Annotated in this window: 24 protein-coding genes; 6 read left to right on the top strand and 18 right to left on the bottom strand. The window is 54.7% G+C overall.

Features of this window, described 5'->3' with window-relative positions; all coding sequences use genetic code 11:
• Window positions 1-16: 16 nt before the first annotated feature.
• The 12 genes from panD to A8710_RS00065 form a co-directional block, all read right to left on the bottom strand.
• The gene (panD, locus tag A8710_RS00115; RefSeq protein ID WP_068857425.1) at window positions 17-397 is read right to left on the bottom strand and encodes an aspartate 1-decarboxylase; all 381 of its coding nucleotides are present in this window, start codon (window positions 395-397) and stop codon (window positions 17-19) included.
• A 141-nt stretch (window positions 398-538) separates the two neighbouring features.
• Window positions 539-1,387: a pantoate--beta-alanine ligase gene (gene panC, locus A8710_RS00110; RefSeq protein ID WP_068857424.1), complete on the bottom strand. Its 849-nt coding sequence runs from the start codon at window positions 1,385-1,387 to the stop codon at window positions 539-541.
• Window positions 1,388-1,422: 35 nt separating this feature from the next.
• Complete coding sequence (panB, locus tag A8710_RS00105) at window positions 1,423-2,220, bottom strand: 3-methyl-2-oxobutanoate hydroxymethyltransferase (protein ID WP_068857423.1); 798 nt, start codon at window positions 2,218-2,220, stop codon at window positions 1,423-1,425.
• Window positions 2,220-2,765: a 2-amino-4-hydroxy-6-hydroxymethyldihydropteridine diphosphokinase gene (gene folK, locus A8710_RS00100; protein WP_068857422.1), complete on the bottom strand. Its 546-nt coding sequence runs from the start codon at window positions 2,763-2,765 to the stop codon at window positions 2,220-2,222. Before folK ends, panB begins: the two co-directional genes overlap by 1 nt.
• Window positions 2,758-4,083, bottom strand: a complete 1,326-nt coding sequence (pcnB, locus tag A8710_RS00095) for a polynucleotide adenylyltransferase PcnB (RefSeq protein WP_068857421.1) — start codon at window positions 4,081-4,083, stop codon at window positions 2,758-2,760. The genes folK and pcnB overlap by 8 nt, the downstream gene beginning before the upstream one ends.
• A gap of 426 nt (window positions 4,084-4,509) precedes the next feature.
• Entirely contained in the window at window positions 4,510-5,877 is a 1,368-nt protein-coding gene (locus A8710_RS00090) for a sigma-54-dependent transcriptional regulator (RefSeq protein ID WP_068857420.1), read from the bottom strand.
• Window positions 5,874-8,828 carry an ATP-binding protein gene (locus A8710_RS00085; protein WP_068857419.1) on the bottom strand — a complete coding sequence of 985 codons (2,955 nt, stop codon included), beginning with the start codon at window positions 8,826-8,828 and terminating at the stop codon, window positions 5,874-5,876. Before A8710_RS00085 ends, A8710_RS00090 begins: the two co-directional genes overlap by 4 nt.
• On the bottom strand, window positions 8,818-8,994 hold the full coding sequence (locus tag A8710_RS12285; protein ID WP_198341579.1) for a hypothetical protein: 177 nt from the start codon (window positions 8,992-8,994) through the stop codon (window positions 8,818-8,820). The genes A8710_RS00085 and A8710_RS12285 overlap by 11 nt, the downstream gene beginning before the upstream one ends.
• A 20-nt stretch (window positions 8,995-9,014) precedes the next feature.
• Complete coding sequence (gene gluQRS / locus A8710_RS00080) at window positions 9,015-9,938, bottom strand: tRNA glutamyl-Q(34) synthetase GluQRS (RefSeq protein WP_068857418.1); 924 nt, start codon at window positions 9,936-9,938, stop codon at window positions 9,015-9,017.
• A 4-nt stretch (window positions 9,939-9,942) separates the two neighbouring features.
• Window positions 9,943-10,422, bottom strand: a complete 480-nt coding sequence (dksA, locus tag A8710_RS00075; protein ID WP_068857417.1) for an RNA polymerase-binding protein DksA — start codon at window positions 10,420-10,422, stop codon at window positions 9,943-9,945.
• A gap of 67 nt (window positions 10,423-10,489) precedes the next feature.
• The gene (locus tag A8710_RS00070) at window positions 10,490-10,828 is read right to left on the bottom strand and encodes a Rieske (2Fe-2S) protein (protein WP_068857416.1); all 339 of its coding nucleotides are present in this window, start codon (window positions 10,826-10,828) and stop codon (window positions 10,490-10,492) included.
• Window positions 10,825-11,823: an adenosine kinase gene (locus tag A8710_RS00065; protein WP_068857415.1), complete on the bottom strand. Its 999-nt coding sequence runs from the start codon at window positions 11,821-11,823 to the stop codon at window positions 10,825-10,827. Before A8710_RS00065 ends, A8710_RS00070 begins: the two co-directional genes overlap by 4 nt.
• Before the next feature lie 136 nt (window positions 11,824-11,959).
• On the opposite strand from A8710_RS00065, the gene mrcB reads away from it, so the two are divergent.
• Window positions 11,960-14,272: a penicillin-binding protein 1B gene (gene mrcB, locus A8710_RS00060; RefSeq protein WP_068857414.1), complete on the top strand. Its 2,313-nt coding sequence runs from the start codon at window positions 11,960-11,962 to the stop codon at window positions 14,270-14,272.
• Here the strand turns inward: mrcB and A8710_RS00055 are convergent.
• Genes A8710_RS00055 through hemJ form a run of 5 tightly spaced genes read right to left on the bottom strand, consistent with a single transcriptional unit; the run spans window position 14,258 to window position 18,529 of the window.
• Window positions 14,258-15,397, bottom strand: coding sequence for a DUF3108 domain-containing protein (locus A8710_RS00055; protein ID WP_068857413.1), 1,140 nt, complete (start codon window positions 15,395-15,397; stop codon window positions 14,258-14,260). The genes mrcB and A8710_RS00055 overlap by 15 nt on opposite strands.
• Entirely contained in the window at window positions 15,398-16,684 is a 1,287-nt protein-coding gene (hemL, locus tag A8710_RS00050; protein WP_068857412.1) for a glutamate-1-semialdehyde 2,1-aminomutase, read from the bottom strand. It abuts the gene before it with no gap.
• Window positions 16,681-17,367, bottom strand: coding sequence for a thiamine phosphate synthase (gene thiE / locus A8710_RS00045; protein WP_068857411.1), 687 nt, complete (start codon window positions 17,365-17,367; stop codon window positions 16,681-16,683). The genes hemL and thiE overlap by 4 nt, the downstream gene beginning before the upstream one ends.
• Window positions 17,322-18,107 carry a bifunctional hydroxymethylpyrimidine kinase/phosphomethylpyrimidine kinase gene (gene thiD, locus A8710_RS00040; RefSeq protein WP_068857410.1) on the bottom strand — a complete coding sequence of 262 codons (786 nt, stop codon included), beginning with the start codon at window positions 18,105-18,107 and terminating at the stop codon, window positions 17,322-17,324. Before thiD ends, thiE begins: the two co-directional genes overlap by 46 nt.
• Window positions 18,107-18,529, bottom strand: a complete 423-nt coding sequence (gene hemJ, locus A8710_RS00035) for a protoporphyrinogen oxidase HemJ (protein WP_068857409.1) — start codon at window positions 18,527-18,529, stop codon at window positions 18,107-18,109. The genes thiD and hemJ overlap by 1 nt, the downstream gene beginning before the upstream one ends.
• 160 nt (window positions 18,530-18,689) lie before the next feature.
• Here hemJ and argC point away from each other — a divergent pair, with 160 nt between their 5' ends.
• The 4 genes from argC (at window position 18,690) to erpA (ending at window position 21,234) form a co-directional block, all read left to right on the top strand.
• Window positions 18,690-19,721, top strand: a complete 1,032-nt coding sequence (gene argC, locus A8710_RS00030) for an N-acetyl-gamma-glutamyl-phosphate reductase (RefSeq protein WP_068857408.1) — start codon at window positions 18,690-18,692, stop codon at window positions 19,719-19,721.
• The gene (locus tag A8710_RS00025; protein ID WP_068857407.1) at window positions 19,721-20,416 is read left to right on the top strand and encodes a DUF6776 family protein; all 696 of its coding nucleotides are present in this window, start codon (window positions 19,721-19,723) and stop codon (window positions 20,414-20,416) included. The genes argC and A8710_RS00025 overlap by 1 nt, the downstream gene beginning before the upstream one ends.
• A 14-nt stretch (window positions 20,417-20,430) precedes the next feature.
• On the top strand, window positions 20,431-20,820 hold the full coding sequence (locus A8710_RS00020) for a bactofilin family protein (protein ID WP_068857406.1): 390 nt from the start codon (window positions 20,431-20,433) through the stop codon (window positions 20,818-20,820).
• 72 nt (window positions 20,821-20,892) lie between these two features.
• Complete coding sequence (gene erpA / locus A8710_RS00015; protein WP_068857405.1) at window positions 20,893-21,234, top strand: iron-sulfur cluster insertion protein ErpA; 342 nt, start codon at window positions 20,893-20,895, stop codon at window positions 21,232-21,234.
• Between the two features lie 7 nt (window positions 21,235-21,241).
• Here erpA and A8710_RS00010 read toward each other — a convergent pair whose 3' ends face one another.
• A complete protein-coding gene (locus A8710_RS00010; RefSeq protein ID WP_227512970.1) occupies window positions 21,242-22,381 on the bottom strand; it encodes an anhydro-N-acetylmuramic acid kinase in 1,140 nt (379 codons plus the stop codon).
• 118 nt (window positions 22,382-22,499) lie between these two features.
• Between A8710_RS00010 and tyrS the strand changes: the two genes are divergently transcribed.
• The gene (gene tyrS, locus A8710_RS00005) at window positions 22,500-23,699 is read left to right on the top strand and encodes a tyrosine--tRNA ligase (RefSeq protein WP_068857403.1); all 1,200 of its coding nucleotides are present in this window, start codon (window positions 22,500-22,502) and stop codon (window positions 23,697-23,699) included.
• The last annotated feature ends 111 nt before the right edge of the window (window positions 23,700-23,810 follow it).

Here is a 23,810-nt window from a genome sequence, read left to right as displayed (position 1 = left end):
TAGCGTAGCGACGTGTTTAGGCGACTTGTACTGGAATCGCGTTAGCACTGTGGCTGACAGAGTTATCAATGTTGCAATAAACCAAGCGAGGCTCAAAGCTGGCTAGCTCTGTCTGCTCAAATTGTGCATAAGTACAAATAATGACGCGATCACCTGGCTGAGCCTTGTGAGCGGCTGCACCATTCACGGAAATCATTTTCGAACCAGACTCAGCGCGAATAGCGTAAGTGGTAAAACGCTCACCATTGGCGACGTTATAAATCTGGATTTGCTCGTATTCACGAATGCCAGCTAAATCCAGTAGATCGCCATCAATAGCACACGATCCCTCGTAATCTAACTCGGCATGAGTCACACAGGCCCGATGTAGCTTGGCTTTGAGCATGATGCATTGCATGAGCGTTACCTCCGCACAGCAGTAAACAGGGGCGAGAAAGCTAACGTAAACGTTTGGCTCCCCGCGGGCGCGCCATTTTGCCGCAAGATGACTCGCGGTTCAATCATTGTCCTTAGACAAATCACAGGAATACCAACGTGATCAGGCTAAGGAAAAGGCTAGATTGTCGATTAAACGTGTTTTTCCTAGGTATGCAGCAACCAAAATGACAAGGTCGGAGTCGCTTTCTGTAGCAGAATCGAGATTCGCCGCACGAATTTCCACATAGTCTGTCTGGAAGCCACACTTGTTCAGGTGTGAGCTCGCTGCGTGAGCTAAAGAAGCATAATCACGCTGACCGCTCAAAATGGCGGACTGAAGCTGAGTTAGGGTTTGATAAATCAACGGAGCCTTTGCGCGTTCATCACTGGAGAGATAGCCATTGCGTGAGCTCAGTGCGAGGCCGTCATCCGCACGATGAGTGGGTATGGCAATAATGTTGGTGGGGATGCAAAGCTCAGTGACCAGTCTGCGAATGACAGCGAGTTGCTGATAATCCTTTTCACCAAAAAGTGCCATGTCTGGCTGAATGATGTTCAAAAGCTTAGTGACAACAGTGGCAACGCCAGTGAAGTGGCCGGGTCGAGATGCACCGCATAGGAACTCAGTGATCCCTGCCACTTGTACAGTGGTCGCCTGCTGACGACCATCGGGATACATTTCTTCAGCATTAGGCGCGAATAAAATATCGCAGCCAGCTTCGGCCAGTAAGTTGGCATCACTATCGAGAGTGCGCGGGTAACTAGCAAAGTCTTCATTCACGCCAAACTGCGTGGGATTAACGAAAACGCTGCTTACCACAAAGTCTGCACGACGCTTGGCATTGAGAACTAATGCGATATGGCCACTGTGTAGATTGCCCATCGTGGGTACAAATGCGATAGATTTTCCGGCTTTGCGCGCTTGGTTTAACGCGGCACGAACGCCTTGAATGGAGTTTTCAATCTTCATAACGGATGGCTTTCCTGCGAATTATTGCCTGCGAATTATTGAAACGTGTGTTCTTCAGCGGGGTATTGCCCACTTTTCACGGACTGAACATAAGCTTTGAACGCGCCCTCAATGGTGCCGTCACCGCTAACCAGGAAGTCTTTAACAAAACGAGCGGGCTTGCCTGCATGCAAGCCCAGCATGTCATGCATGACTAATACTTGGCCGTCGCAATTCAGGCCAGCACCGATACCTATCACCGGGATGCTGAGCGCTTGTTGAACGCGTGCGGCCAAGGAAGCAGGGACGCACTCTAACAGCAGCATGACAGCGCCTGCGGCCTGCACAGCTAATGCGTCGTCCAGCAATTGTTGCGCGGCGGCATCATCTCGGCCTTGCACGCGATAGCCACCCATCACGTTAACCGATTGCGGTGTTAAGCCGAGGTGAATGCAGACTGGTATGCCGCCACGGGTAAGTTGCGTCACGGTTTCGGCTAGCCAGGCTCCGCCTTCAAGCTTGACGAGGTGTGCGCCTGCACGCATCAGCAAGGCAGCGTTAGTCAACGCGGTATCTAGGCTGGCATAAGACATAAAAGGCATGTCTGCCATGAGCAGAGAGACTTGATTGCCGCGTGCAACAGCCGCCGTGTGGTAGGCCATGTCTTCAATGGTCACGGGCAGTGTAGAGGTGTGGCCTTGAAGAACCATGCCAAGTGAGTCACCAATCAAAATGACTTCGACTTCTGCACGCGCCATAGCCGCTGAAAAGGTTGCGTCGTAACAAGTGAGCACAGAAAACTTTTCGCCGGTTTGTTTTAGGTTCCGAAGCGTATTCATCGTAATGGCTTTCATTAGCTGCTCCTTGAGTGCAGGCGAAGTTCATTGCAGGCCGTGTCCCAGCGAGGGTCAAGCCAGCGTGAAATAATCTGTGTGCTTAGCTTAGGGTCTTCAAGACGAGTAGCAATATTCAGTTGAGAAGGCCAAGCCGTTTCTGATTGCACATCCAATAAGGGCAGTAGCACAAAGGCACGGTGCCATAACTCCGCATGGGGAACGGTTAGGCGACTATCTTGAATCGCCTCCTGATTAAACAGAAGGATATCAAGGTCTAGCGTGCGAGCGCCCCAGCGAATGTCACGGACGCGCCCCGCCAGCTGCTCTTGTTGCTGCAGCACGTCCAGTAGTGCCCATGCATCTAGTGCGGTGTTGAGCAGCAGCACGGCATTGGCATAGTCCGGTTGGCCTTCAGGCCCAATAGCTGCACTGCGATACAGTTTCGACGCAGCCACGAATTGGCAGTCGGGATGGCTGGATAAGGCCTTGGCGGCATCGATAAGCGTCGCTACAGCATCGTCGAGATTGCCACCCAGGCCGATGGCGCAGCGATGGTTAAGCATTGCTGCTGGGCTTGCGCCGACGCTTTTTCTTGGCTGCCGCTGGCTTATCGTCCAAGGCGCGAGCCATTTCGGCGCGTAGGCCGGGGTCGGCATCTTGCCAGCGTGTCCACCACGCACCCATGCCCGAGGTCTCCTCGCCGGCTAACTCGCGCAAGACTAAAAAGTCATACGCGGCGCGGAAGCGCTCACTTTGCACGGTAGCTTCAACTTGTCGTGGGCGAGGTTGTTCCAGCTTAGGCTGCATTTCCCAAATGTCACGAATGGCCTGGCTGATGTGACGAGGGATAGCGGTGCGTGCATGCTGAATGGCGAGCACCTGCTGGCTAGCTTGCTGCCAGGCGGGAACCGGTGGGATGCCATTATTTTGAAGCGCTTGCTGACGATCCTGGACAACGCCCCATAGCATGGCGGCATAAAAGAAGGCTGGGTTAATGCCCTTGCCTTCTGCTACGCGTTCATCGGTGCTTTCTGCCGTGAGCTGCCACAGTGTGTCGTTGGGGAACAGATCGGCTTCAGGGAACAAGGCATCGAATAGCCCGAACTCGTGCAATAAGTCGAGAACAGGCAAGGAGTAGCCGGCCGAAAAGAGCTTTTGGCATTCATCGTAGAGTCGGTGTGAGGAAACATCTTCCAGTAAGTAGGCTAGCTCGGAGATGGCCTGTGCCGTTTTATCTTCGATCGTAAAGCCCAGCTTTCCCGCAAAACGAATGGCGCGAAGCATGCGAACAGGGTCTTCGCGATAGCGAGTCGTAGGGTCGCCAATCAGCCTTAAAACACGCGCATTGAGGTCTTTCATGCCATGGGCAAAGTCCCATAAGCTAAAGTCGGCAATGTTGTAATAAATGGCATTGATGGTGAAGTCTCGACGCGCAGCGTCTTCTTCAATATTGCCCCAGACATTGTCGCGGAGGATCAAGCCTTCAGCATTTGTTTTGGCACTCTGTGCATCGCCTTCGCTGTGATGTGCCCGGAAGGTGGCGACTTCAATGACCTCTCGGCCCCAACGAACATGCGCTAAACGAAAGCGTCGGCCAATGATCTGGCATTGATTGCCAAATAATTGTTTGACCTGCTCCGGAGTGGCACTCGTGGCGATATCGAAATCTTTGGGCTGCATGCCCAATAGCACGTCGCGAACACCCCCGCCAATCAGGAAGGCTTGATAGCCACCATCATGAAGCCGATACAGTGTTTTAACGGCAACGCTACTGATATCACGGCGGGAGACAGCATGATGGTCTCGCGGAATGATCACGGGCTTTAAGCGACTAATGGTTTTGCCGCGTCCACGCCAGCGATCCAACCAACCTTTCAACATACATGCACTCGGTATAAAACAATGTGCGCGGATGATAGCAAGATTGAGCAGTAACTGTGCAGGGATTGAAGGCTTGGGGAAGGAGGCAATGCGGGAGGGGTTACCTCCCGCGGTCGCTGAACGGTGCGTGGCTTATGGCCATCTTATTATTCGAGGCATGAGTTATTTTTGTTGCCTGAGCATCCTGGCATTTGCAATCTAGCGTCCGGGCCGGTGCGTTTTTTGATGCTTCCTCTAACGGGAAGCTGTGCGATGTATTTTTGTTTTTCTCGCTGATAATCAATAGCACGGCGCGTGCCAACTATCGGAAATTTTATTTACCAATATAATCAATGGCTTGAATACCTGCCACTTGTCGGATTGATGAAGTGAGTAGGCATTCTTGTTACTTGGGTAACACTATTGTGTAGTTAGGTAACGAAATGGCTAGATCGGCTCGCTGCCGCGCTTACGCGGTATACCCAGTCGCTGGCGTCTTTCCCACAAGGTTTTACGGCTAATACCCAGCTTCTGTGCAAGCTCCGTTTCCGACATTTGATCCTGATGCTCAAGGACAAAATGTTGAAAATAGTCCTCAAGTGACAAACCAGCGGGTGGTTCCTGAGCCGAAAGTGTCTCGGTCACTAACGTGACCGCTTGTCGCGGAAAATCGATGGCCAACAATTCCGGCGAAATTTCAGGGCCTTCACAAAGAATGACGGCACGCTCAATGGCGTTTTCTAGCTCGCGAATATTGCCGGGCCAATGGTAGAGACTCATGGCTGTGACGGCGGCGGAGCTGAAGTGCAGCGAGGTGCTACCTAAGCGGCCAATGGTGCGTTTAAGTAGCGCATGTGCAATGTCTAAAATATCGTCGCCCCGTTCCCGGAGCGGTGGCAAGTTAAGCTCAACCACGTTTAATCGGAAGAACAGATCCTCACGAAATTGACCCATGCTGGCCATTTGTTTCAGGTTGCGATGGGTCGCGGCGATCAAGCGCACATCAATAGTCCGCGACTGAGTGGCACCTAAGCGGCGGACTTCTTTTTCTTGCAAAAGTCGTAGCAGTCGAGCTTGAGCATCCAGTGGCAGTTCGCCGATTTCATCGAGAAAGAGTGAGCCGCCATCCGCGGCTTCAACTAAGCCTTTGCGGAGTTGTTGCGCACCCGTAAAGGCCCCTTTTTCATGGCCAAACAGTTCGGACTCAATAAGCGACTCAGGAATGGCCGCGCAATTCACGGAGATGAGTGGCGCCTGGCGTCGAGGGCTTTGCTCATGCAAGGCGCGGGCAACGAGTTCCTTGCCCGTGCCCGATTCACCATGAATCAGGACGGTGGTGTTTAGCGGTGCGACGCGCGCTATGCGCCGATGCAGTTGCTGCATCGCCTCACAATTACCAATGATGCCGCTGTCGGGCTGACTAGCGGCCACGGTCATTTGCAGGGCAGCATTCTGCCGGCGTAAAAGGCGTTCTCGTAGAATACGATCGATGGTCAGCAGCATGTCGTCATGATCAAACGGCTTGGCGATGTAATCAGCCGCCCCTGCACGTACTGCATCGACGGCAGAACGAATGCTGGCAAAGCTAGTCATAATCAGAACCGGTGTTTCTTGTGCCTTCGAGATTAAAGAAATGCCCGCTGCACCCGGTAAGCGCAGGTCTGAAATGATGAGGGAGTAGGTGTCGAGCGGTGCACCTGCCAAGGCCTCTTCTACACTACCGGCAAGACTCACTTGATAACCATGACGCTCAAGCAAACGCTTTAAGCTGCTACGAATGACGGCCTCGTCATCTACGATCAACACATGGTTCACGACGAAGTATCCTCAACTAACGCCGCGGGCGTACTCGCCCACGGTAATAAAATTTGCACAATCACGCCCTGGCCTTGATCGTAGTCGCGTTTATCGATGAGCTGAATTCGTCCTTGATGTGCCTCAATGATGCCGTGAACGAGCGCGAGACCGAGGCCGGTACCTTTTCCGGGCGGCTTGGTGGTCACGAAGGGCTCGAACAGGTTGGCGCGAATGTCGCCATCTGGCAGGCCATGACCGAAGTCTTCAATTTCGATACGGACATGGTTGCCATGTCGAGCAGCCCGCAAGATGACCAAGCCCTTTTGCGTGCTGGCATCGCGGGCGTTGCTCAGTATGTTAATAAACACTTGGCAAAGTCGCTGAGCATCGCCTCGGACAAAAACGGTATCTCGAATTTGATTGTCGAACTCCGCGAAGCGCGCCTCGGGTGACAGCTTAAGCAGGTGAACAGCTTCGGCCATCACGGCGGCTAGCGGCACGGCTTCAAACTCGCCCCGAGCGTGATGTTCAGTGCGAGAGAAGCCAACCAGACTCTGAACAATCCGGCTAACCCGCTGGGTCTGCTCCAAAATACTTTGTGCCGTCTCATGGACTTCGTGTTCTGCGGGATACTCGGCGCGTAAATTCTGAGCTAACGAAGCAATGCCTGTGATGGGATTGCCAATTTCGTGGGCAACGCCAGCCGCTAAGCGACCAATCGCGGCTAAGCGCTCGGCATGCTGAAGGCGTGATTCGAGCTGGTGTAGAGCGCTGACATCTTCCATGACTAACACTTGGCTGCCGGCAGCATCACCAATGACGGCGCGATGCAAATTCAACCAACGCACTTGGCCTTCAATTTCGATGCGTGTTCGTAGCTGCTGCGAGCTAGGGTTTAGCAAGAAATCAGCAAACAGTGTGCTCCATGGGGAGGGCAGATCTTCAAGTCGTGCCCCGATCATTTGTGTGTCGGCACAGTGCGTGATCTGCATCATGGCGTGATTCCAGCTCATGATTTCCAGATCACCGGCGAGGGTGCAAACCCCCAAGGGGAGGTCATGCAGCGTTTGTCGGTGAAAGCGGCGGAGTAAATCCAGCTCACCGGCTAGGCCAGACAGTTTGTCGCGGTACTCTTCGAGTCGAAGTTCAATGTAGTGAATGTCGTCGCCGGGCGAATTGGCCACAATTTTATGCGGTAAATGCTCATCCAAGAGTTCCTGCGCCATGCTGGGGCCGAGCAGGCCCGATAAATTCGCACTCAGTTGCTCGCGTAGTCGTCGTAGCGCATAGGGTCTGCGTTCATCGAGCTTTAGGCCAAGATCCTGAAGCGCCATCTTCACTTCGCGTTCGGCAGTGACTGGTCCAAGCGAGGGCGAGAGGGCGGCAATAAAGGCTTCCGTAGAGTCGGCATTTAGGCCCCAGCGCAGCGGGCTACGCAGATTATCCACGGAGCAAGCCTCGGCGATTTCTTTGTCGTCGCTACTCTGCGCGCTTAATAACGAGAAACCCAACATGCAGCCAATATTGGCCAGCGTGGCGATCAACCCCATGGCTTGCCAGTGGCCTAGCTGGTTACTGACCTCAAGGCCTAGCCAGGCACTGGCGTCGAGTGCTGGCATAAAGAATGCTGGCAATGCGAGCGTAAAAAACCAAATAAGGATGCCAGCGGCGAGGCCTATGAGTACGCCGGTACTGGTGGCGCGAGGCCAAAACAAGAGTGCCAGCATACTGGGGGCGAGTTGGATGGTGGCAACAAACGACAACATCGACATTTCCGTGCTGTCAGGGCGTAGAGCCGGCAGCCAGGACAGTAAGAAAGCGGCGGATGGAATGCAAATAATCAGCAGGCGTTGTTGATTTAGCGTGCGCTCATAAAGGTTATCGCCCGTGGAAAGGCCGCTAATAGGGAGTAGGACGTGATTGAGCAGCATGTTGGCGAGCGCCAGCGTGGTCACAATCAAAATGCCACTGGAGGCCGCTAACGTGCCCAGGAATAGAGTGAGTGTCATCCACGGCGAGCCGGATTGTAGGGTGATACCAAGGCTGTAATACGTAGCCGGTAACTTGAGCTGCAAGGCTTCGCCGGCCCAAAGCAGGACCGGAATGCCCAATGCCATTAGAAGAAAATACAGGGGCACGCCCCAGCTCGCGGTGACCAGGTCGCGTGGTTCACGATTCTCGGTAAAGGCCATTTGATACATGCAGGGCACGACGACCGCTGCAAAGAAAAAAAGTAAGAGCAAGCTGTGCCAGTACCCGCCTTGCAGGGGTTGATACATTTGCTGCAGGGCTTCGGGGTTGCTTTGCAGCCATTGATTCAGGCCTTGCTCACCGCCCAGGATGGAAAAGTACGCATAAGCCGAAACAGCCAGCATGGCAATGAGTTTGATTAAGGACTCAGCGGCAATAGCAACCACTAGGCCATCATGGCTCAACCCTCGGCTATTGCGCTGGCGGGTGCCAAAGAGCAGCGTGAAGCAGATAAGTACGGCGCAGAAAAAAGCGCCCATGCTGCGCGTGCTGTGCCCGCCCGTCACAATAAAAACGAGGTCCGCCATGGTTTGCATTTGTGCCGTTAACAGCGGCATGACGCCCACTAAAATGGCTAATGTGGCCGTGCTGCCAACACCTTGGCTGCGAAATCGGAAGGCCAACAGGTCAGGCAACGAGTGCAATTGATGGGTTTTTGCAAGGCGAAGCAGGGGCTGCAAAAACATGGGTGCGACTAAAAAAGCGCCCGCTATGCCCATGTAAAACGCAAGAAAGTTGTAGCCAAAATCAGCCGCGAATTGGACCACGCCGTAGAGGCCCCACGAGCTGATAAAAACGCCAAGGGACAAGGTATAAACCGCAGGATGACGAACCCAACGCAGCGGCAACCAGCCTTTTTCACTGGCATGCGCCAACAAAAACAACAGGCCAAGGTAGGCGACGCTGAGGCCGAATAAAGTGCCGGGGCTAAAGATCATTGAGGTCTCGGCTGCGAGCGATCCACAGGGCCAGTACGATCAGCAGCGCCCAGATCACAAAGGGGCGATACCAAGCGCTGCCGTTGGCACTCCACCAGTCAATAACGATGGGTGACAGTAGAAATGCGCCAGCGACAAACAAAAGAATTAGGCGATCAATATACATGCACGACCCCGTAAGCAGTGTTACGCAAGGTAACAGTTTTGCTGAATGCTGTCAGGATGCGGTATGCGCTCGGGATGCCAGTTTGCACACGCCCAGGCCAGTATTTCAGGCGGAGAGGCATGGAGTAGGGCGGGCTCCGGCGTTTGACCCAGTGCAGCTAAGGCATGCCACAGGTTACGACTGGGTGTATTCGGATTGAGCGCAGGCGCGTGGTTCTGTTTGGACAGCTTTTGCCCGTTGGCGGCAGTTACTAAGGGTAAATGCAGGTAGCTTGGTCGTGCAAAATTAAGGCATTGCATCAGCCAGCATTGGCGAGCGGTATTGTCGAGCAGGTCTACACCGCGCACCACCTCGGTGACCCGTGAGGCCTCGTCATCCAAAACTACGGCCAGTTGATAGGCGTATAAACCATCCCGCCGCTTCAAGACAAAGTCACCCACCTCTTGATGCAGCGAACTAGTCAGTGTGCCCCTCAGCGCATCTTGAAACTGGATTTCACCGGCCATCTCTGTTCGCAAGCGCCATGCAGTATCTGCGCTAGTGAGTGTTGCGCCGCGTACATCGCAGGTGCCGGTACAGAGGCTGCGCGCCATGGGGTAGTGATGCAGTCGCGCATGCTCCAGCAGCTGTGCCCGAGAGCAACGACACGGATAGAGCAGGTCTTGGTTCAGTAACTGCTGAAGTGCGGACTCATAGGCTTCGCTACGCTGGCTCTGGAATAGCACGGGGCCGTCGTGCAGGAGGCCGTGTTGATTTAGCGTTTGCAGTATGTCGTCGCTGGCGCCGGGCTCGGTGCGTGGAGGGTCTATGTCCTCGATCCGGACTAGCCATTGCCCGCCGTGGTATTTGACGTGAACGTAACTGCCGACGGCAGCCAGTAAGGAGCCCGCATGCAACCGTCCCGTGGGGGACGGTGCAAAGCGACCAACCGATGCAGGGCAGATGGCGTTAACCGCCGAGAAGTTGCTTCTCTTTGATCTCTTGCAAGCTCTTGCAGTCGATGCAGAGGGTGGCAGTGGGGCGAGCCTCTAGGCGACGAATACCAATTTCGACGCCACAGTCGTCGCAATAGCCGTAGTCATCTTTCTCAATGCGCTCAAGTGTTGAGTCAATCTTCTTGATCAGCTTGCGCTCACGATCGCGGGTGCGTAGCTCCAGCGAAAACTCTTCTTCTTGCGTAGCGCGGTCATTGGGATCTGGCAGGCTGCCCGACTCATCTTGCATGTGGTGAACAGTGCGATCCACTTCTTGCATGAGCTCTTGTTTCCAAGCGATCAAAATGTTGCGGAAGTGATCACGCTGCGGCAACGACATATAGTCTTCGCCCTTCACTTCTTTATAGGGAGCTAGACCATAAATTAAGCCATTTCCAACCACGGCTTTCTTTTTGGCGCTGCTTGCGGGTTTTTCGCTGGTGCGGGTAGCCATGTTCATCTCTCAAAAAGCAATCAGGAATCTATAACAGAGGCTACGGAATGGCGCAAACGCTCTCTGCTTAATTAGTCGTACTGGCGCTATCGGCCACGTAAATTTCGCCGTCTTCAATGCGAATGGGAACGGGCAACAAGGCCTCGCCATGGCAAGGCCCTGAAACGCATAGGCCGTCTTCCACTTGAAACAAGGCACCATGATTGCTGCACACCAGATAGTGTTGTTCGCAATCCATGAATTCGTCGGGATTAAACTCCAAGTTGATGCCTAAGTGTGGGCAAATATTTTGCCAGGCATACACATTGGCATCCCGCAGCACCAGAATCACCTCGCCGGCGGGTGAGCGAAAGCTCCGCCCAACATTTTCCTCCAGTGCATTAAGCGCACACAGACGAAAGCTCATGCGGATGCCTCTAGCAGTTCGCGGTACTGACTAAGGGCGAGGCGCGGGCCATATTGACTGACGACGGCGCTGGCGGTTTTTAATGCCAAGCGTGTGCTCTGCTCAAGTGTCCAGCCTTGGCTGAGGCCATGAAGCACGGCGCCAGCAACGCTATCGCCCGCGCCGAGGGTATCAATCGCTTTAGTGGGAATGGCTGGGAGCTCCAGAATGGCGTGTTGCGTCCAGGCCCAAGCACCTTCAGCGCCGCGAGTTAATACGCCGGTTTGAGCGACGGCACGTAAGGCGGTCAGAGCAACATCGAGGTCGTCGCTGTTGGCGAAGGCTTTGGCTTCCCATTCATTGCAAAAAAGCAGGTCCACGCCATCACCCAGCAATTCACGCAGCTGGGGTTGGAAGTACTGAACCATGGCAGGGTCTGAGAACGTGAGGGCAATTTTCGCACCCGCTGCTCGTGCTTCTTGACGAGCCAGGGCAACGGCTGCGCGAGCGCTCTCCGAGGTACTTAAATAGCCTTCGATGTAGAGCCAACGACTAGCGCGTAAGGCCTCAAGGTCTAGTTCGTCGCTCGATACATCGGCGGTAATGCCGAGATAGGTATTCATGGTGCGTTCGCTGTCGGGTGTGACCATGACCACGCACGTGCCGGAAACACCATCAGGACGCTGATCTTTCAGGTTGGTGCTAACCCCAGCAGCCAGCAGGTCTTGGCGATAAAAGTCGCCGAGGCTGTCGTTAGCGACTTTGCAGCTATAAAAGCAGCGGCTGCCAAAGGCGCTGGCGGCAATAATGCTGTTGGCCGCAGAGCCACCACAGGCCTGCTTTTCGCGGCTGTGCTGAGTATCGAGCACGCTGAGTAGGCGGGCTTGCGCATCGGCTTCGGCTAAGGTCATGACACCTTTCTCAACGCCAAGCTGTTGTAGCACGGAATCTTCCACGCGATATTCAAGATCGACCAAAGCATTGCCTACGGCGTAAACATCAAAACGCGTTGTCATAAGTCTCTCTTTATTTAGCGGTGGAAAAACGCCCGCATTATAGAGACGCTGCGAGGGAACGCCATCCTGCAAATTACCGCAGGTGCTCAGCAATCGTTACAATCACATCACTTTTTGTTTATGAGTGCTGAACATCGTGTCTAAACCCCGCAGTCTTTGGCAGCGCATCCAGCCGGCTATCGTGCTTTTAATGATGCTTGTGGCGTTGATCACACTGGTGGGTGGGGGTGCTTATGTGATGCACCTGAATGACATTGTTCGAGAAAAATTTGAAGGCAAGCGCTGGGCAATTCCGGCCAAAGTATTCGCAAGACCACTGGTTTTACAGGTGGGTCTGCCGGTAAGTCTCAGCGAAGTGAAAAGTGAACTGTCTGCACTCAACTACCGAGAGCTGACCGGAGCACCAACCCCTGGCACCTACTCGCAAGTCAATGAAACCCTCTATTTGCATACCCGTGGCTTTGCCTTTGCGGAGCAGCAACGGGTGCCAGCCCAAGTGCTGCGCCTACAGTTTAGCGATCAACGCATCAGCTCTCTGGCTAGCACGCTGCCCAGTGCTAATGGGAGCGTGCAACTTGAACCCATGGTGATTGGCGGGATTTACCCGAGTCAAAATGAAGATCGCGTGCTGATCCAACTGAAGGAAGCGCCCCCGCATTTGGTGGACGCCTTAATCGCAACGGAAGATCAGCGTTTTTATCATCACATTGGCATATCTGTGCGCGGCATTATGCGTGCCGTGTGGGTCAATTTCACCAGTGGGGCCGTGCGTCAGGGGGGGAGTACACTGACACAGCAGCTGGTGAAAAACTTCTACTTAACCGACGAGCGCTCGCTGCGGCGTAAGGTAAATGAAGCGCTGATGGCGATGCTGTTGGAATGGCATTACGAAAAGAATGAAATTCTCGAAACCTACCTCAACGAAGTGAATCTCGGGCAGCAAGGGTCGCGCTCTGTGAACGGCTTCGGGCTGGCGGCACAGTATTATTTTGGCCAACCCATTGCTGAGTTGTCCTTGCCGCAAGTGGCATTGCTTGTGGGTATGGTGAAAGGTCCGTCTTATTACAACCCGCGACGTCAGCCCGAGCGCGCGCGCGAGCGCCGCAATATCGTGCTGGATAACTTGTATCGCGAAGGCTTTATTAGCGCGCCTATTCGCGATCAGGCGATGCGTATGCCGCTGGGTGTGATTGCGAAGCCCACGGCTGCTAGCAATGTGTACCCCGACTTTCTCGATTTAGTGCGGCGTCAGCTGCGTGAAAGTTATCAGCCCGAGGATTTAAGCAGCCAAGGCTTGCAGATTTTCACCACCTTAGATCCGCGTATGCAAAATGCGGCGGAGCGCGCGCTGGCGAGCACCATTGAGCGTCTACGCGGTCAGGGCCGCAGCCTAACTAAGGTCGAAGGTGTGGTGGTCGCCGCAGATAATCAAACCGGTGAATTGCGGGCGCTGGTCGGTGGCTCCGGTACCTTTACTGGCTACAACCGCGCCATTGATGCGTCGCGCCAAGTCGGTTCACTGCTCAAGCCGCTAATCTATCTGACGGCCTTGGGTACGGGGCAATACACGTGGGCTTCTCCGGTGGATGATGGGCCCGTTGATGTGGTCAGTGATGGTGGCAAACTGTGGCAGCCGCAAAACTACGACCAGCAAAGTCATGGCACGGTAACGCTACAAAGTGCATTAGCTCACTCCTATAACCAAGCGTCTGTCCGTCTCGGTATGACCTTAGGTTTGCCAGCGTTTATGCAAACTTTGCAGCAAGTTGGCGTGAAGGTGGATAGCAAGCCCTACCCGTCACTGCTGCTGGGTGCCTTGAATCAAACGCCGATGCAGGTGCTACAGCTGTATCAAACCTTGCTGTCTGGCGGGGTGCGCGCCCCGTTACAAAGTATTGTGGCTGTCTTGGATGCTCAAGGTCGCCCCTTGCAGCAGTTCGTTAGCGAACGCCAACAAATCATTGACCCCGCAGATGCCTACTTACTGCATTACGGTATGCAGCAAGTGATGCGTCAGGGCACGGGTGCACCGGCCTATCAGCGCCTGCCCTCCACTTGGGTGCTGGCGGGTAAGACGGGAACAACCAACGACATGAGGGATAGCTGGTTTGCCGGTAGTGCTGGCCGCACCTTGGCTGTCGTTTGGCTGGGCCGCGATGATAATCAGCCGATAGGCTTATCGGGCGGCACGGGCGCGTTGCCGGTGTGGGTCGAGTTCATGCACCGCTTGCAACCAGTTGCGCCCATGCCTGCCATGCCAGAAGGGGTTACATGGCCTTGGATTGATGTCGCCACAGGACGTCTTAGCGCCGAAACGTGTAGTGGCGCTTTACGAGTCCCGGTTTCTGCAAAAGCGTTGCCTGCGGAGCAGACCCCATGTGCTAGTGGCGGCGTGCCTGCCTTCATCGACTCCATGGTGGATGGCGTGTTGAACTTATTCCGGCGCTAGGGGCTGTGCGACTTGCTCGGGCGCGGGCGGTGTCACAGGCGGTGGGGCAGCGTCGTTCAAGTGATCTGATTGTAATTGCGCTGGGATACCTTCGAGTACGTCGTTGTCGGGTAGTGCCGGCAGATCGCTGCCAAATACATTTTTGCCATCAAAAGCCAGTGAGCTGACCGACATCTCCAGCAAATTCCCCTTGCTGTCTGGTCCGCTAAAGCGCACAGGGAAGTTGCGATAAGCCGGCGCCAGCCAAATATTGTAGCCTTCTTGGCGCGTGCCATCGTTGCGTGTCCGATTGCCTTGCAGGTGTATGGTTTTCACCGTGCCACCTGGCAGTTTCAGGGTCTCTTCCGCCACGACGCGCAAGGTAATTTCGTACACCGAGCTGCCCGTGGTGACCATTAATTTACGGTCAGCCGTGCCTTCATACGTGACCGCCACATGAAACGGAAGGCTGGCCATGTCTTGCATATCGGCCGTGAGTGGTGCGACTTTCGGGTTGCCCGCTTTGCCGTGCAGTAGCTGATTCTGCGCGCGATCAAAGTGGGCGAAGTTGCGCAGTGTGTTGTTCAACGAAAGTTGGTAACGCTCAGGCTGCAAGCCATCAACAGCGACGTTGCCCTCACTCAAAATCTCCGCTTTGAAGCCGAATTTTCGAGCTTCATTGCGAATGACATAGCGCGTGCCTTCCATGAGCCATTGCTGACTTAAATCCATGGTGAAGCCATAGTAGTGGGCGCGCTGCTTTGCCAAAACAGACAATGGAAACGTGAGGTCAGGTTCGGGGGCTGCGATCACAGGCGTCGAGGTTTGCTCCGGTGAAGGAGGGGCCGCAGAGGGTGCTGCATTGACGCTATCAGCGGGCGTCGGAGGCGCTGCCTTGAGCGGCGATGTGGGTGAGGAGACGGTAGGGGACACAGCATTTAGCAAAGTGACTTGCATCACTGCGTTGCGTTGCGTTACCGGCTTGGCGGCCAGCCTCACGCGTTTAACGGCCTCTGCTTTTTTCCGCTCCACTACTTCATCGACCGCAGCCTTTTGCCAAGGCCACGACACATTGATATCAATGAACCAGCACGCGTGCACGAACGCTGACAGTGTCAGCGCCCAGAGCAGCGGCCGGCGTATCATTTAGCGGGTGGCCAGCAGGGCACGCTCGGCGGCAGCGATGGTATTGGCAATGTCGGCACTGGTGTGTGCAATGGAGACAAAGCCGGCTTCAAATGCCGAGGGGGCTAAATAAATGCCTTCTTCTAACATGGCATGGAAAAAGCGTTTGAAGTGCTCGACATCGCAGGCCATCGTATCGCTGTAAGACCACACCGGTTTGTCATTAAAGAAGATACCGAACATGCCACCCACTTGATGCGTGGTGATGGCCACGCCCGCGGCGCGCCCAGCAGCTTCTAGGCCGTCACAAAGTGCGCGCGTATTGGCACTTAATTGCTCATGAAAGCCGGGCTGGCTAATGAGCTTTAATGTCATGAGGCCAGCGCGCATGGCAATGGGGTTGCCCGACAGGGTGCCGGCTTGATACACCGGGCCCAGAGGCGCGATGCATTCCATGATGTCACGCTTGCCGCCAAAGGCGCCGACCGGCATGCCACCGCCAATAATTTTGCCCAAGGTGGTTAAATCGGGTGTCACACCATAAAGAGCTTGAGCACCACCTAAGGCCACACGAAAACCTGTCATCACCTCATCAAAAATGAGAACTGCACCGGAGCGATCACAGATCTCACGCAAGCCCTGCAGGAAGCCCGGCAGCGGTGGAATCAAGTTCATGTTGCCCGCGACCGGCTCTACGATGACACAGGCCACTTCATGCCCTCGCTCAGCAAAGAAGGCTTGAGCGCTCGCCAAGTCGTTGTAGGGCAGGGTAATGGTATGGACCGCGAGGCTGTCGGGTACGCCGGCCGAGCTGGGGACACCGAGCGTGAGCGCGCCGGAACCCGCTTTAACCAACAAGGAATCGGAGTGCCCGTGATAGCAGCCCTCAAACTTCACCAAGACATCGCGGCCCGTATAACCACGTGCGAGTCGAATCGCGCTCATGGTGGCTTCGGTGCCGGAGCTGACCATACGGATCAGCTCCATGCTCGGCATTAACTCACGCACGCGCGTGGCCATTTCAACTTCCACTTCCGTCGGCGCACCAAAAGAGAGGCCGAGTGTGGCCGCCTCTTGTACTTCGCGAATCACCTCCGGGTGAGCATGACCCAAAATCGCCGGCCCCCAAGAGCAGACGTAATCGATATAGCAGCGGTCATCGGCGTCAAATAAATAAGCGCCTTGAGCACGGGCAAAAAATACCGGATTGCCACCGACCCCACGAAACGCTCGTACCGGCGAATTGACGCCGCCGGGAATGACCTCGCATGCAGCAGCGAATAAACGATCGGAACGATTGCTGGTCATGGCTGAATAAACTCCTGAGAAAATTGTTGTGCGCGTTGGCGTATGTCGGGGGCTTGCCAAAGGTTGGCGATGACCGCAACCGCATCAGCGCCAGCGTTAATAACGGATGCCACATTATCCGGCGTAATGCCGCCTATCGCTACTAAAGGTAAGGTTAATTGTGCTCGCGCCGCACGCAGCGTGGCGAGCGAACAAAGCTGTGCCTGGGGTTTTGTGGCTGAGGCAAATACGGCGCCGAACGCGACATAGCTTGCTCCGTCACGTACGGCTTGTAGAGCTAACTCAATACGGTTATGACAGGTCACGCCAATGATGGCGTGCTCGCCTAAGCGGGCCCTTGCGGTGGCAACCTGACCATCGCTCTGCCCGAGGTGAACGCCGTCGGCAGAAATGCGGGCAGCCAGCTCAACATCATCATTAATGAGTAGCGGAACTTGATATTGGCGACACAGCGCGAGTAGGGCCGAAGCCTCGTCCAGCCGACGCGTCAGTTCGCGCTCAAAATCGGCAGGGTTAAGACGGTCTGCTATTTTGTCTCGGTATTGCACGACGCGCGCTCCCCCAGCGAGCGCGGCAGCCACCGAAGCCAACAAGTGATCGCCGAGTTGTGAATCCGTGATGGCGTACAGACCTTGGATCACGAGTTGGCATTCCACACGGAATGAATGCGACGAGGTAGCCATTGACCCTGATTGCGCGGTCGATCGGCCTTCGTTAGGGCTGCGGTGACAAAGTGTTGACTCTGCTCAACGGCGGCCAACAACGGCATGCCAGACGCTAAGCCTGCGGCGAGTGCCGCGGCCAATGTGCAGCCCGAGCCGTGAAACTCGCCTTCAAGACGAGGCAGGCTGCTCCTCAACATTAGTTCGCCTTTGCAATATAAACGGTTGATGAGCTGGTCGCCGGGCTCGTGCCCTCCTTTTAACCAAATGTTTTCGGCGCCGACCTCGGTGAGCCGCGCAACGGCTTCAGTGAGGTCGTCACAACCGGCGAGAAGTCGCGCTTCTACCGAGTTGGGGGTGATGATGGTCGTTAAAGGAAGTGCGGCAAGCAGAGCGTCGCGCAGGTCTTGTTGCGCCAAATTCCCCCCGGAATTTGCTGATAACACAGGGTCTAACACAACAGGCAGGTGGCGGAACGCATGGAGACTTTCGAAGACGGTGCGCGCGGCCGCCGCTGAGCCCAGCATGCCCAATTTAATGCACGCCACGGGGAGGTCGGCTAAGACGCGCAACGCCTGTTCGCGCATAAATTCGGGGGCCGTGAGTTGGAAGTCGTAAACGCGTTGGCTGTCCTGAACGGTCAGTGCGGTCGCAATAACGGCAGCATGGCCACCGAGTGCTGAAATCGACTCAATATCGGCCTGCAGGCCCGCGCCACCCGAGGGGTCTAGCCCCGAAAAGCATAACGTGACCGGGCGCATCAGAAGGGTTTCACCACAACGAGGATGACAATCGCCACCAAGGCCAACACAGGCGCTTCATTAAAGAAGCGAAAAAATACATGGGACTTTTGGCATCGGCGCTCGGCGAGTTGCACACGGTAATGACCACAGGCTAGGTGGTAAATAATGAGAGCCAGCACCAGTACTAATTTGGCATGTAGCCAGCCTTGCCCTTGCCAGGCGGGCCACTGAACCACGAGCAAGGCAAAGCCCAGCACAACGGTTAGTACCAGCGAGGGCCACATGATGCCGCGATAGAGCTTGCGAGCCATAACAACAAAGCGCTCATGTCCCGCATCGTCGAGCGTTTGCACATGGTAAACAAACAAACGTGGCAGATAAAAAAGCCCTGCAAACCAACAAACGACGGCAATAATATGGAACGCTTTTAACCACAGCATAGTTTTCTCCTTCGATAGCTCGCAGTCTGCCAATATCCGGCACGGGCGGCTACTAGCCAAAGACCGAACGGAGTGTTTGCTCCTCAGCGGGGCTTCTCGGATAATCGCGCTATTATTTTGCCGTAGCTCACCCTGTTGAGCACTCTGGAGTCATCGTCGCATGATTAACGTGGGAATTGTCGGGGGCACTGGCTACACCGGTGTCGAGTTGCTGCGCTTGCTGGCTCAGCATCCGCAGGTTCGGATTAAAGTCATCACCTCGCGTGGTGATGCCGGCTTGCCGGTTGCCAGCATGTTTCCCAATTTGCGTGGACACGTAGACCTGGCCTTTAGTGCCCCCGATCTTGATAGTTTGCTGGCCTGTGACGTGGTGTTTTTTGCTACGCCCAACGGTATTGCCATGCAGCAAGTTCCCGCTCTTCTGGCGGCCGGTGTGAAGGTCATTGATCTCGCTGCGGATTTTCGACTCAAAGATGAGCACACGTGGGCGCAATGGTATGGCATGCCACACGCGTGCCCTGAGTTGCTGGCCGAAGCTGTGTATGGTCTTCCCGAGGTCAACCGCGATGCCGTCCGCCAGGCGCGCTTGGTGGCTAACCCAGGGTGTTACCCCACTGCCGTTCAGTTGGGCTTCTTGCCCCTCATCAAAGCGGGCTTGTGTGACACGCAAAGCTTAATTGCCGATGTGAAGTCGGGAGTTTCTGGTGCGGGCAGGAAGGCAGAAGTCCATAGCTTGCTATGCGAGACTAGTGAAAGCTTTAAGGCCTATGGGGTGCCTGGGCATCGGCACCTACCCGAAATCCGTCAAGGTTTGGCGCAGGCGAATGGCGCGCCCGTCGGGCTGACATTCGTGCCTCATTTAACCCCGATGATTCGTGGGATTCATGCCACGCTTTATGCCCGTGTTAACGACACCTCGGTGGATTTGCAAGCGCTATACGAAGCCGCCTACGCCGACGAACCTTTTGTGGATGTGATGCCGCAGGGTAGCCATCCCGAGACACGCAGTGTCAAAGGCGCCAATACCTGTCGTCTGTCTGTGTTTCGCCCACAAGGTGGCGACACCGTTGTCATTCTTTCCGTGATTGATAACTTAGTGAAGGGTGCAGCCGGGCAGGCGGTGCAAAACATGAATATTGTCTTTGGTTTTGATGAGTCCGAAGGGCTTCGTCACATTGGATTGCTGCCCTAATGGCCAGACCTCCGCGTCGCCGTGATCGCTTGCAGCGCATTATGCTGGTGCCTGTCAGCCCTTTGCGGCAACTTTCAACCCGTGCCGCCTATATTTTGCTGGCGCTGGTTTGCGTGTTACTGGCATTTATGGCGGGGCGATGGTCTGTGCACCAGTCCGCAGCAGGTGTTGCTAAACAGTTATCGCAATTGAATAAATCCAGTGCAACGCAATTGCGCTCAATGGAGCTGCAGACAGACATTCGTTTGAAAGAGTGCAGCATCATTCAGGCGGGATCAGAACGGCTGCAGGAAGACAATTTGGAGTTGCTCGCCAGCTTGGCGTTGCTGGAAGATCGCATTGCTTTTTATAAGCGACTGGCTGCTCCCCAATCCAGCGCAAACTCATTGACCATTGAGCAATTCGAGTTGCTGCCTGCAAAGCGTCCCGGACAGGTTCGCTATCGTCTGTTAGTGACTCGTGGCAATGCGGCAGGTTCTTCTACCAGCGCGACCGTTTCTGCTACCGCGAGTGCGGGCGGCCGCGTGATTAAGTTAGACATGCCTGCACCTCGATTTCAATTTCGTTATTATCAGCAGTTCAGTGGCGAGTGGACGTTACCTGCGGGTTTCGTTCCTGAGCGCGTGGACATTCAGGTTCGTAGTGCCGCTGGCTCGATCAGTCGACGGTATAAGTGGGAACTCCAATCCCGCTAATTTTGAGGTTTTCTATGTTTAACCCGAAGCAAAAAAAGACGGATTTATCCGCCTATAAAGACCATAGCTTTATCAGCAAGCAGGCTCGCATTCAGGGCGATATCCACTTTCAAGGTGCGCTGCACGTGGAAGGTCGCATTGAGGGGCAGGTGGTCGCGAAGGATGGCTGTTTGCATCTGCATGGTGAAATCGTCGGCGATATTGATGTCGCCAATGCCGTGATTAACGGAGTGGTGCGCGGGAATTTGACTTGTCATGAGCATCTTGAGCTTGCGAGCGAGGCTCAGGTCTTTGGCACGGTGAATTATCACAGCTTAGAGATGATGTTGGGTGGTCAGGTCACCGGCTTAATGCAGCCTATGACCAAGCCAACACTGAGTGTGGTGAAAGAGCCAGCGGCATAAGCGTGAATAGTTGACTACTTTGCTTGGTTATACGGCATAATCCGCTGAGTTTATTTCCGAAGGTGTTGGTGAATGAGTGATGTAGCTGCGGCATTAGTTCTGAGTGACAAGGCGGCCGAAAAGGTACGCAAACTCCGTGCTGGTGAAGACAATCAGAACCTAAAACTGCGTGTATACATTACAGGTGGCGGTTGCTCGGGCTTTTCCTACGGCTTTACGTTTGATGAGGCCGAAAAAGAGGGCGACTCTTTATTTCTGAATGGCGATGTCACCATGCTGGTTGATCCCATGAGCTTTCAGTATTTAGTGGGCTCGGAAATTGATTACGTCGAAGGCTTGAACGGGTCGCAATTTGTGGTGCATAACCCCAACGCGACGGCCACGTGTGGCTGTGGGTCCTCGTTTTCTATTTGATCCACGACTAAGCAATGACTAGCCCTAAGCCGGCAGGATGATAGGCACCCAAGACGCGGGGGCCTTTCGCTCCTGTCACCGCCGGTAAGTTGCCCGCCAAACCCAGCACAGTCTGTCGCGCCAACCAAGCAAATGCCAAGGCCTCCACGCATTGCGGGTCTATGCCTTTACGCGCACTACTCGCAACCTGCCAATTCGGTAAGTTCTGGGCGAGTCGTGCCAGCAAAAAATCATTAAAGGCTCCGCCACCACAAACCACGAGCGCGCCTGTCTCCGCTTTAGCGGTTTGCGTGATGCTCTGACAGACCGAGAGAGCGGTCAGTTCAGTCAGGGTGGCTTGTATATCGGCTGCAGAGATTGCTCGGGCCTCGTCTGCTAGCTGCGCATTAAGCCAGTCCAAACCAAACTGCTCGCGCCCCGTACTTTTCGGTGCTGCTTGTTGAAAGAATGGATGCTGCAACAGGCGGTGTAGTAAGGCGTTATCAACCTGACCTGTGCTCGCCCATTGGCCGCCCTCATCGAAAGGCCTACCGGTGTGTTGTTGGCACCACGCATCCAGCAACATATTCGCGGGTCCCGTATCAAACCCTACTGTTGGTTGTCCTGCACCTTTCGCTGGAATGATCGTGATATTGGCGATTCCGCCCAAATTAAGCACCACGGTGCAATCCGCATGATGGCCAAATAGCTGTTCGTGGAATGCTGGAACCAGGGGGGCGCCTTGTCCGCCTGCGGCCATGTCGCGCCGTCTGAAATCGCTGACGACAGCAATCCCTGTCTGCTCTGCCAGCGTGTTCGCGTCACCCAGCTGTAGCGTGAAGGCTGGCGTGAATGTCGGCCTATGCCGAATCGTTTGGCCATGAAAACCAATGGCAGTAACTTGCGAGGCCGCTAGGCCAGCTTCATTGAGGCAGCTAAGGCATGCTTTAGCAGTTTCTGCTGCAATGCGGTGGTCAAGTTTGCCAAGCTCATCAATGGACTCCAGTTGGCCGCTGGCCATGGCCAAAATGTTTGCACGCAGGTCCTCGGGCCAGCTTTGACTGACTCGTGCAATTAACGCAGGCTGGCTAGGGTGGGACCAGTCGGCAATCACGACATCTATTGCGTCAACACTCGTGCCCGACATCACGCCCATGAAAATACTCACAGCAGCCTCTAGCTCAATTCACTGAGCGATTAGCCTACCGTATTGGGAAGAAATCGACATCACGCCACACGGAATGAGCAGTGATAGAATCGCGAAAATTTTTGTTTGAGCAGAAGCAATGACACCGGAACAGCAACTCGCCCGAATTCAGCGCGGTACAGAAGAAATCATTCAAGTCGATGAGCTGTTAGCTCGATTAAAGACAGGTCGGCCACTGAGAGTTAAGGCTGGCTTTGATCCAACGGCACCTGATTTGCACTTAGGGCATACCGTATTGATTAACAAGCTCAGGGTATTTCAAGACCTCGGGCATGAAGTCATTTTCTTGATCGGCGACTTCACGGGCATGATTGGCGACCCGACCGGCAAAAATGTGACACGCAAGCCGCTCACTGCCGAGCAGGTGGCAGAGAACGCCAAGTCCTACGCCGAGCAGGTCTTTAAGATTTTAGATCCTGCGAAAACACGGGTGGTCTTCAATTCGGAATGGATGGGCAAAAAATCTGCTGCCGACATGATTCAGCTCGCGGCGCAGTACACCGTAACCCGGATGATGGAGCGCGATGACTTTAGTAAGCGCTTCGCAGCACAGCAGCCCATTTCCATTCATGAGTTTTTGTACCCTCTTTTGCAGGGCTATGACTCCGTTGCACTAGAAGCGGATGTGGAGCTGGGCGGCACCGATCAGAAGTTCAATCTATTAATGGGCCGAACCTTGCAGGCCCGTCATGGTCAGCCCGCGCAAATCTGTATCACGGTTCCCATTCTTGAAGGTCTGGATGGCGTGCAGAAAATGTCCAAGTCCTTGGGTAACTACGTCGGCGTCACGGACTCGCCCGGGGAGATGTACCAAAAGCTGTTGTCGATTCCCGATAGTGTGATGTGGCGTTACTTCGAGCTGCTGAGCTTTAAAACCGTTGAAGCAGTTGCGCAGCTGCAAGCCGATGTCGAGGCCGGACGAAATCCGCAAGAAGTTAAGCGCCTTCTCGCAGAAGAGATCATTACCCGTTTCCACTCTGAAGAAGCAGCCGCTAGTGCACACAAGGCAGCAGGCAACGTACTGCAGAAAGGCGAGATTCCCGCTGATGTGCCGGACGTGGCGATCTCCCTTCTAGAAGGTGAGTCGCAAATTCATTTGGTGGCCGTGTTGAATCGTGCAGGTTTAACCAAGAACTCTGCAGCAGCAAAAGACGTGATTCAGCGTAAGGCCGTCTTTGTTGATGGTCAGCCTGCGCCGGAGGGCTTTGCTATGAAAGCGGGTGACAGCCATGTCATTCAAGCGGGCAAGAAAGCGATTGCTAAGGTTGTCGTGTCGTAAATCGTTTATGAAACACACGATTCGTTCGTTTTTGACGGAAAAGTGAGCGAACGATGAAGGTTTCGTGAAAAGGTGTTTGACACCTCGTTTGGCATCCCTATAATGCGCCCC

It is taken from the genome of Perlucidibaca aquatica, from assembly GCF_001676655.1.
GTDB lineage: Bacteria > Pseudomonadota > Gammaproteobacteria > Pseudomonadales > Moraxellaceae > Perlucidibaca > Perlucidibaca aquatica.
This window is presented reverse-complemented; position numbering and strand designations above follow the sequence as displayed.